Below are 7,486 nucleotides of genomic sequence, written 5' to 3'. Positions count from 1 at the left end.
TCAGGTTCACCGTCAGCGTCACCACGTTGCCGGCGCCAAGGTCGCCACTGCCCGACGTGATCCCGGTCCCGGAGGTCGCAACCGACGACACCGTCGGCGCAGTGCCATCGATCTGCAGCGTCCCTGATGGGTTGGTGACCGCCCCCGTCAGCACGGCGCTGTTGCCCGCACCATCCTTGACCGTTGCGCCATTGAGGTTGACCGCCGTCACCGTCAGGTCGGAGGTGTTCTGGCCCGCGGCAACCGTGTAGCTGAAGGTCAGCGCATTGGTACCGGAGCCGCCGGTATAGGTCGCCGTGCCACCGTCATTGAGCGTCAGGGTCGGCGTGCCGCCGGCCACCGTCACGACCTCGCTCAGGTTCACCGTCAGCGTCACCACGCTGCCGACGCCGAGGTCGCCGCTGCCCGAGGTGATCCCGGTCCCGGAGGCTGCAACCGACGACACCGTTGGCGCAGTGCCGTCAATCTGCAGCGTCCCCGACGGATTGGTGACCGCCCCGGTCAGGACGGCGCTGTTGCCCGCGCCATCCTTGACCGTCGCCCCATTGAGGTTGACGGCCGTCACCGTCAGGTCGGAGGTGTTCTGGCCCGCGGCAACCGTGTAGCTGAAGGTCAGCGCGCCGGTGCCGGAGCCGCCGGTATAGGTCGCCGTGCCGCCGTCATTGAGCGTCAAGGTCGGCGTGCCGCCGGCCACCGTCACCGCCTCGCTCAGATTCACCGTCAGCGTCACCACCTTGCCGACGCCAAGGTCGCCACTGCCCGACGTGATCCCGGTCCCGGAGGCTGCCACCGACGACACCGTCGGCGCCGTCGTGTCGATCTGCAGCGTCCCGGACGGATTGGTGACCGCCCCGGACAGAGCGGCGCTGTTGCCGGCGCCGTCCGTGACCGTCGCACCATTGAGGTTGAGCGCCGTCACCGTCAGGTCGGAGGTGTTCTGGCCAGCACCCACTGTATAACTGAACGTCAGGGCATTGGTACCGGAGCCGCCGGTGTACGTCGCCGTGCCGCCGTCATTGAGCGTCAGCGTCAGCGTGCCGCCGGCTACCGTCACCGCCTCGCTCAGATTCACCGTCAGCGTCACCACGCTGCCGGCGCCAAGGTCGCCACTGCCTGCAGTGATTCCTGTGCCGGACGCCGCCACCGACGATNCTGTCGGGCCGTCGTATCGATCTGAGCGTCCCCGACGGGTTGGTGACCGCGCCAGCAACATTAGCCGAGTTGCCCGAGCTGTCCTTGACGGTAGAGCCATTGAGATTGAACGCCGTCACCGTCAGGTCTGAGGTGTTCTGACCCGCGGCAACCGTGTAGCTGAAGGTCAGCGCACCGGTACCGGAGCCGCCGGTGTAGGTCGCCGTGCCACCGTCATTGAGCGTCAAGGTCGGCGTGCCGCCGGCTACCGTCACTGCGCCGCTCAGGTTCACCGTCAGCGTCACCGCGTTGCCGGCACCGAGGTCGCCGCTGCCGGACGTGATCCCGGTCCCGGAGGCCGCAACCGACGACACCGTCGGCCCGTTGCTCGCGGAGTTCGCTGTCAATACAGCGTAACCGGAGCCTGCGAAACCTATGTAGACCTCCCCGAAAACATTGGGGTCGCCGGCAATTGTCTTGATCGTGTCCAGGCTGGAATTCGGATAGGTTCCGATCTGGGTCCACGACTGCGCGTTGTCGATAGACTGCCAGATGCCATAAACATTATTGACGTACCCTACGATGTAAATCGCGGGATACCCGCCGGCCGTTGCGGCAGCACCAAACCCAAAGCAGTTGACTTCAAGCACATTCGGAACGGCGGTCCACGTAGCCCCGCCGTCTGTCGAGCGCATGAAGGGTTCATTTGTGTCGGGGCCGGCGGCGCCACCCGAATTGCCTTGCCAGCCTCCCGTAAAGAAGAGGTTGCCTGCCTCTCCCGGCACGGACATCAGCTCGTTGTTGTACCAGCTGAACGGCGTGATGTAGCCATTGAACTGGCTGCCAAATCCATCATTGCCATTGTAAACAAGCGTCCACGTGGCACCACCATTCGTGGATTTGTAGACACCATTGCCGGGATAGTAGAGATAAAACGTGTTCGACAGCACCCGATCTGCGACGATCGAGCGTTCATCGAGGTAAGATGGACCTTCGAAACCGCTCCAATCTGTCACGCCCGGCAAATTCACAGGGTGCCAAGTTGCCCCACCGTCCAGCGTATAATAGGGCTGAACGCCATTTCCGGGTGCGATGATGACGTTCTGCGGCGAACTCGCAGCAATCGTGCCGCCGTTCGCCTGCCCGGGAAACGAGGGCTCGCTCGCGAAGTTACTCCAGGTCTGACCTCCGTCAGTGGAGTAGACTCCCACCCCATTTGAGATGAGGCCGACCACGAAGTTTGGAGCAGACGACGCATAATCTACCGACCAACCCGCGTCGATATTGACGCTGTTGACCGGGCCATATGTCGATGGGTAGGCGTTGAGGTCGCTGATATAGAAGAATGGACGGTCCCAAGACGCAAGGATTGGCTTACCGCCAGGAGGAACAATGATCTCGTTGGCAACTAGCTGCTCAATACCGGCACTCTGGTCGTTCCAAACGACAGGAGTATAAGCTCCCAGGCTCGACGGGAGAGTCGCGGTCCAGAAACCCGTACCGGCCGATGCGATCAGTTGGCCAGGTACCAGCGGATTGAATGCCAAGCCTCCAATATCAAGAAAAGATCCCCAGGCAGCCGAGTTAGCGGCCGCAAGCCAGGGAATATCGCTCGAGCTGACTTGGTTACTTGCCCAATCAAGGCCGCTCCAGGTTGCACCCCCATCGTAGCTTACGCTGATCGGTCCACCCGGCCCCTGAACGACGATTTGATTAGGGTTGGCTGGGTTGACGGCAACAGCTTGGATTGGCTGGCCCGCCATCCCGACATCAGGCTCTGACCAATGGCCATTGGCGTAGACCCAAAGATTGGTACCGTCCACCGCGTAGTAGACGCCCGTTGAAGAAACGGCGGCGTTCGTAACGGTGGTCGGACCGCCAGTCAGGAGCGTCCACGACACACCGCCATTGCTGCTCATATAAACGCCGTTGCCATTACTCTCGGCAAAGATCGTCTGAGTTACGCCGTTAACGACGCCGCCAAGGGCAGGATCGAACAAAATTCCCGAAAACCCAGTTGGAACACCGCTGCTATCCGCCTCTGTCGTGGCCGGCAGCTGGCTCAGTTGTTGCCAGGTGCTACCTCCATCCTTTGTAACCCAGAGACCGTTCGATGGTGTACCGACGTAAACAATGTTGGGATTGTTTGGATCGATCGCCATCTTCTGCCCGTACTGCGCAGAATTGGCGTTGGGATATGCGTTGACCTGAGCGAACGATGTCTGCGTCCAGGTTGTGCCCCGGTTCGTGCTCTTAAACACGTAACCGTCGTACAGCATGTAAAGAATTTGAGTATTGCTATCGGCGATCTGAATTTCGTAGACGCCTTGGCCTGTCGCCTGCGTATTTTGGGTTGAAGCGACGAATGCAGCAGGCATGCTGCTTGCGGTGACCAGCTGTACCCATTGCGAGCCGTTCCACAGATAGGCACCGTAAGAGTCGGTACGCCCCACCATGGTCCCGTCTGACGCGATATCGAAATTCCGAATGAATCCGCCCGCGCCGACTTTGAGCGTTTGCCAAGTCCCAGAGGCGACCGGGTCAACGACCACGGTGCCGCCCGAGCCGTCGCTCGAGAGCGTCCACGTTGAGGACAGATAGTCGCCTTCCAGCGTGATCTTAGCGGTATTCGTTCCGTCGGTAACGGTCAGCGTGCCGCCAGAGTGGTCGCCGAGGAAGGTTGCCTGCGTATTGGTTCCGAAATTAATGTCGACCAGATCCAGCGCATCGAGGCCAGATAAACCGGTGATTTCACCTGTGTAGGTGATCGAGTGATCGATCTTCAGCGTTCCGGTCGTTCCGCTGAACGTTACGGCTTGCGAATCGCCGCCCGGAATTTCAACTGTCGCCCCCTCGGCGACAACAACCGCAGGCTCGGTTATGGCCGTACCCGATGTCGCGACAAACATCTCGGATTGAGGCAGGCCGGGGTCCGACTTCGAAGCGGAAGAGACCTGGACCGTGTCGCGAATTATGGGCCCGCCAGCCTGCGCACCGACACCGTCGTTGTGGTGGACAGCGTTGTGCAAAACGGTACCCGTGAGCACACCGTCAACGAATTGATCTACGTCGAATGTCAGAGAATCGGTACCGCCTGGATCAATATTGGAGGTGTCTCGACCAGCCTTACGCTGGGAAAACCCACGATCATTATTTTTCAGCACAATGACCTCACCGATCGCTGTTTACCGGCTGTCAGTTCAAATCCTCGCAGACGGCAGCGGAGGGTAGGGACACGACCTAAAAAAGAGGTTCCAAATGCTCGGAAAAATTGATCCTTAGTTGCCCCAGGATTAATAGTTGATGGCCGACAGTCGTCAGCCGTTACACCCCCAGCAATTTGAATAGCGCATACAGCCATCAGATCCCCGTCGACGGGTTTTCCAAACGAACATTGCACGGAACCGCAGCAAGATAAGCGACTCTCGCTTCGGCAAGCCGCGAAGCGCGCTTCAAAACGCGGATTTTTCGCCTTTTCCCCAAAATCCCGACCAGAGTCGGACCTAAATTTAACTCACGAGAGCGTTATAACGTCTCGCGTCCCCAAGCGCGAGCATAGTTAATTTCGGGGTGAGGCTTTTTCTTGACAGCCGGACACCCCGTGGACGAATCGCGACAACCGCCTGTTTAATAAATACTATTTCTGACCACCCAAGATTGCGACGCCTCAGTCCCGCGACGTTTTTGGCATTTCTTTGCCCAAAGCGCCCGTGTGACACCGGGCTCGATGTCGACAGGAATACCGACGGAATTGGCCCGGCTGCCCGAAATTTTTCAAAATTGGGATGCGTGGGAGCCCAAAGTGCCCCCTTTTGAGTGATCTTTGGCCACGGCGGCCCTGGACCGGTCTCGACTTTGCTTCGACGCGAGCCCGGATGCCGCCCGCGCCGGTCTCAGCCGACACCGCAACCATACCGATCAGGCCAGAGCAGGCTTGGAGGCCGCGACTTCCGCCTGGCGAGCGTCCAAGCAGCATAGCCGAAAGCGTCCTGCCCCCCCTTTCGCCCGCGGTCAGCTGCCCCTTGCGGGACTTCCTTCACTCCAGGCCCCAACCGAATCGACGTCGTTAACGACGCACACAAGCAGGCCAACGCGGGACGCGACCCGCCGCGGACCACCCCCCATCGACCGGATGCGCGATCGCCGCCAAGCCTGCCGGTGATTTAGGGGCAGAAAAACGGCAACGCCGACCAATGCGGCGAGCCACCCGGCCACCCCGCGAGGTACCATACGGAAGGTAATCAAATGATGGTCCCGCCTTTACCAAACCATTCGTCCTTTGGTTGATTCTGCATTATCAATATGGCAACGCTATTTTCTCTCATTTGGCGCTAAGGCATATCCTTGTGGCTACGAATTATCGGGCAGATATCGATGGATTGCGGGCGATTGCCGTTGTTCCCGTTGTGCTTTTTCACGCAGGAATGCCCATCCTGACCGGCGGCTTCGTCGGCGTCGATATTTTCTTCGTTATCTCAGGTTATTTAATTACGTCTATTATTCTTCCCGATATCGACGCCAAACGCTTTTCAATCACCGCATTTTACGAGCGCAGGGTTCGACGCATTTTCCCGGCTCTGGCCGTGGTCCTTTTTTTCTGCGCGGTGGCCGGCTTCGTTCTCCTGACCCCGTCAGACTACAAGGCGCTCGGCGAAAGCATCCTTGCGACCACGCTGTTCGTTTCCAACATTTTTTTCTGGCGACAGACCGATTACTTTGCTGCTCCCGCCAGCGAGAGCCCGCTGCTGCATACCTGGTCGCTCTCGATCGAGGAGCAATTCTACGTCTTCTATCCCTGGCTCTTGATCCTGGTCTCGCGGCGACCGCGAGCCCGCATTCTAGCCTTGTCAATCATTTGCCTTGTCTCGTTCGGCGTCGGCGCCGTCCTCGTGTACTACAAGCCTAGCGCCACTTTCTATTTGGGGCCGACTAGAGCCTGGGAATTAGCGCTTGGAGGCATGATCGCGCTCGCTTGCAACTCCGGCTACCGCCTTACCAAGCTCAATGACTACGCCGCGTGGCTCGGAGTAGCCTTAATTGCGGTCCCGATGATCGCTTACTCCGCTTCCACGAGATTTCCAGGAATAGCGGCTCTTCCACCGGCCTTGGGCGCGGCTCTCATCATTTGGAGCGGTCATTCCAAGCAGGGCATCGTTCACAACTTGCTGAGCCGCGCAGCGTTCACAGCGATCGGCAAAGCGTCTTACTCGCTGTACCTATGGCACTTTCCGCTAATTGCATTCACCAGCTATGTCGACCTGTTTGGTCTGTCGTGGACGACCAAGGTGGGCCTCTGTCTAGGCTCGCTCGTCATTTCTTTTCTGTCGCTCAGATATGTCGAACGCCCCTTCAGACTGCCGTCCAAGGTCGCCGGTCTTCGCCGTCCGGCGCCCGTCGCGCTTGCCGGCATGGTTATGGCGTGCGTTGCAGGATTGCTGATTGCAGTGGGCAGCGGCTTCCCATCACGCCTCGATGCGACATCGGCAGCGTACCTCGACACGGAAACCGACAAAAATCGGCACCATATGGAATGCATGAGCTTGGAGAACCGGATCGTGAGTCCGTCGCAAGCCTGCAAGTTGGGAGCGACGCGAGAGCCCGCGCATGTGCTCGTGTGGGGCGACTCCCATGCCATTGTGACAGGCAGCGCAATTGCGGAAGCGGCCCAGCGAAACAACGCCAGCGTGCTTCTTGTCGCCTCGGTGGATTGCCCGATTGGAATTGGCTTCGGCATCGATCCCCGCCTCGGCAGCGACCTGGCAGCAAATCCCGGATATCAACACTGCCAAGCCTATAATGAGGAGATGCTTCGCTTCGTCGAGGCAAGCAGCGACATCAGCACCGTTGTATTATCGTCCCGATGGACGAACTGGAAGGTTGGCGAGCTAGGCTCGGCGTCGGAGAAGCCGGTCGACATCCGGCTAAGGGACGCGAACGGAACCGCGGAAACGCCCGAGGCTAACAAGCGAATCTTCGTCCGAGGGTTCGAGACACTTCTCAAGGCACTAACCGCTGCTCAGAAGACGGTCTGGATCGTTGGTCCTATACCAGAACCACCGTTTCGCATTCCGAAAGCGCTCTTCATTGAGCATGTCGGGTTCGATCGGACCGAACTTGATGTTCGACTGCTCGACTTCGAAAACAGGAACAAGTTCATATTTTCAGTACTTGCGGAAGCGAAGCAGCGGTTTCCGGTGCACGTGATCTGGCCGCACCTCGCTCTTTGCGACGACACAAAATGCCCGGTGTCCTCCGACGGAAAGCCAATATTCTTTGACGACAATCACATGTCGTTGGTTGGGGCACACCAAACGTCTTTCTTGTATGATAGAATATTCGCGATGAAGTAGGCTCG

Annotated in this window: 2 protein-coding genes and 1 pseudogene; 1 reads left to right on the top strand and 2 read right to left on the bottom strand. The window is 59.1% G+C overall.

The window, feature by feature from the left end:
- Positions 1-1,084 (bottom strand): annotated as a pseudogene (locus tag BRAS3843_RS39025) (hypothetical protein); the annotation flags it as partial.
- Entirely contained in the window at positions 1,014-4,295 is a 3,282-nt protein-coding gene (locus BRAS3843_RS25130) for a sialidase family protein (protein WP_008971906.1), read from the bottom strand. The pseudogene BRAS3843_RS39025 and the gene BRAS3843_RS25130, both read right to left, overlap by 71 nt.
- A 1,119-nt stretch (positions 4,296-5,414) precedes the next feature.
- Between BRAS3843_RS25130 and BRAS3843_RS25125 the strand changes: the two genes are divergently transcribed.
- The gene (locus BRAS3843_RS25125; RefSeq protein ID WP_083841432.1) at positions 5,415-7,481 is read left to right on the top strand and encodes an acyltransferase family protein; all 2,067 of its coding nucleotides are present in this window, start codon (positions 5,415-5,417) and stop codon (positions 7,479-7,481) included.
- The last annotated feature ends 5 nt before the right edge of the window (positions 7,482-7,486 follow it).

Source organism: Bradyrhizobium sp. STM 3843 (assembly GCF_000239815.1).
In the GTDB taxonomy this organism is placed as follows: domain Bacteria; phylum Pseudomonadota; class Alphaproteobacteria; order Rhizobiales; family Xanthobacteraceae; genus Bradyrhizobium.
Note: the sequence above shows the minus strand (reverse complement) of the source record. Positions and strands in the feature narration are given on the sequence as shown.